1 protein-coding gene is annotated in these 3,237 nt (G+C 61.5%); it reads left to right on the top strand.

Annotated features, from left to right (window positions below; translation table 11 throughout):
* A partial coding sequence (locus ACESNG_RS23640) for a TonB-dependent receptor (RefSeq protein ID WP_373071167.1) occupies positions 1–2,890 on the top strand: 2,890 nt, incomplete at its 5' end.
* Positions 2,891–3,237 lie beyond the last annotated feature (347 nt).

The following is a 3,237-nucleotide window of genomic DNA, read 5'->3' as shown; positions in this document are numbered from 1 at the left end:
CAGCTCGGCCCGCACGGGCGCCGCCACGCAAGTCTCGCGCGCCACGATCGAGAAGCTGCCCACGATCTCGCGCCGCATCGGTGACTTCACGCGCCTCACTCCGCAGGCGAGCGGCAGCTCGTTCGCCGGGCAGGACAACCGCCTGAACAACATCACGGTGGACGGCTCGTACTTCAACAACTCGTTCGGCCTCGGCGGCCAGCCGGGTGACCGCACGGGTGTGGCGCCGATCTCGCTCGACGCCATCGAGCAGATTCAGGTGAATATCGCGCCGTACGATGTGCGCCAGGGAAACTTTGTAGGCGCCGGCGTGAACACGGTGACCAAGAGCGGCAATAACGACTTCTCGGGCTCGGCGTACTACTTCACTCGCAATGAAGGGCTCGTTGGCGGCAAGGCCGGGACGGTGGACTTCAACCCCGGAACGTTCAACTTCGATCAGATCGGCGCCCGCCTCAGCGGCCCGCTCATCAAGAACAAACTGTTCTTCTTCTCGAGCTTCGAAGACGACAACAACACCCAGCCGGGTATTCTCCGCACCGCGAACACGGGTAGCCAGCCGGTAACCGGCAACACCACGCGCGTGCTGCAGTCTGATCTTGACGGCCTGAGCACCTTCCTGCGCGAGAAATTGAACTACGAGACCGGCCCGTACGCCGGATACGAAAACGAAACGCCGTCTCGGCGCTTCCTGACGCGTCTCGACTACAACCTGAACGACAAGAACAAGTTCAGCGTGCGCTTCAGCATGCTGAACTCGAACACCGACGTCAATCTGTCGACATCCAGTTCGCTGGGATTCGGCCGGGCGAACAACAATAATTTCCTCAGCTACCAAAACTCCAACTACCAGATTCAAGAGAACATCCGCAGTCTCGTCGGTGAGTGGAACTCGATCATCGGCGATCGGATTTCCAACAATCTGATCATCGGCTATACGTCACAGGACGAAAGCCGTGCGTCGCGCGGCACGGTGTTCCCGTTTGTAGACATTCTGAAGGACGGCGCCACGTATACGTCGTTCGGCTTCGAGCCGTTCACGCCAAGCAACGAGCTCCGTTACAAGAGCTTCCAGCTGCAGAACAACCTGACGATCTCGCGCGACCGGCACGATTTCACGTTCGGTGGAAGCCTCGAACGCTACGAGTCGGAGAATGTGTTCTTCCCGGGCTCGCAGAGCTCGTACGTGTACAACTCGCTGGCAGACTTCTACACGGACGCCAACGACTTTCTGGCGAACCCGAACCGCACGCTCTCGCCCGTCACAGCGCGCCGCTTCCAGGTCCGCTACGCGAACATTCCGGGCCAGACGAAGCCGATTCAGCCGCTGGAAGTGCTGTATGGTGGCGTGTACGCTCAGGATGAGTTCCGCGCATTGGACAACCTGCGATTCACGTTCGGCCTCCGCGTGGATGTGCCCAAGTTCGGTAACACGGGCTTCGAGAATGTGGAAGCAAACGCGCTCACGTTCCGCGACGAAAGCGGGGCCGCGGTGAAATACCAGACGCAGAAGTTGCCCGACGCCAACCTGCTGTGGTCACCGCGCCTCGGCATGAACTGGGACGTCGCCAGCGACGGCAAAACGCAGATCCGTGGTGGTACCGGCATCTTCACCGGACGCCCCGCGTACGTGTGGATTTCCAACCAGATCGGCAACAACGGCGTGCTGACCGGCTTCGAGCAGTACGACAACAGCCGGAACCGTCCATTCAATCCGGATCCGGACAAGTACAAGGCGGCACCCACGGGGAACCCGGCCGCCTCGTACGAGCTCGCGCTGACCGACCCGAGCTTCAGGTTCCCGCAGATTTGGCGCTCGAACATCGCAGTGGACCGCGTGCTGCCGTTCGGCTTCACGGGTACCGCGGAGTTCCTGTACAGCAAGGACGTGAATGGCGTGTACTATATCAATGCCAATCAGTCAGCACCGACCACCGCCTTTGTGGGAGCCGACAACCGCCCGCGCTACACCGACGTGTGCCCGGCGGCTGGCACGCAGACGCGCTTGAACTGCAACATTACCAGTGCGGTAGTGCTGAAAAACCAGAACGTGGGCACGGCGTGGAACGCCGCGTTCTCGTTGGAGCGCGGATTCAGCAAGGGCTTCTTCGCGAAGGCCGCCTATAGCTACGGCGAGGCTCGCAACACGGTGGATGCCGGCTCGGTCGCGTTCGGCTCGTGGAACAACAACCAGCACGCGGGCGATCCGAACAACCCAGGCGTCGGCTTCTCGGCCAACTCGGCGGGCCATCGGTTCTTCACCACGGCGAGCTATGAGAAGCAGTACTTCGGCTTCGGCAAGACCGGCGTGTCGGTCTACTTCGAAGGTCGCACGGCCGGCAACACGAGCTACTCCTTCAACGGTGACCTCAACGGCGACGGCGGCACCTCGAATGATCTGATCTACATCCCTCGCGATGCTTCCGAGATGAACTTCGAACAGTTCACCACGGGTACAGGCACCGCCGCGCGCACCTATACTGTGGCGCAGCAGCAGGCGGCGTTCGAAGCGTTCATTCAGCAGGACAAGTACCTCAGCAGCAACCGCGGCCGCTACGCCGAGCGTGGTGCGGTATTTCTGCCGATGGTCTACAGCGCCGACGTGAGCGTGACGCAGGATATCTTCACGAACGTGGCTGGTAAAAAGAACACGGTGCAGGTCCGCCTCGACATCCTGAACTTCGGCAATATGCTGAAGAATAGCTGGGGCCAAGGCTTCCGCCCGATCGACAACCGCGTCCTCATTGCGCGCGGTGCCGATGCCCAGGGACGTGCACTGTACCGCTTGCCGCTGCAGGGATCGGAACTCCGTACCCAAAGCTTCGAGCGCACCGCCGGCACGGGTGACGTGTGGCGCATGCAGCTTGGACTTCGCTACATCTTCAACTAGGGCTTCACTGCTCTTCGTACAACGTCGGCCCCGTTGGCTTTCAGCCGGCGGGGCCGACGATTTTACACCCTAGGGAGCAGTGGGAGATGAACCGCAGGGGGCAGGAAGCAGGCCGCTTGTCGCGGTTCACGGCTCCCTCCCCCCTGCTCCCTAAGCTGTTGGCAGTTTGCGTCTTACCGCTTCACCACCCTCCGCCCCACGGTCGCGTAATACACCGGCACCCCCAGCAGAATCACCCCGAATACGCCCAACGTCGGCACGCGCTGCGCGTCGTCCATCAGCGCGTTCACCAGCAGGAACAGCGTGGCCAGACAGAACAACGCCGGGACCAGCGGATATAGCGGCGT

This window comes from Gemmatimonas sp., from assembly GCF_041689975.1.
Taxonomy (GTDB): Bacteria; Gemmatimonadota; Gemmatimonadetes; order Gemmatimonadales; family Gemmatimonadaceae; genus Gemmatimonas.
This window is presented reverse-complemented; position numbering and strand designations above follow the sequence as displayed.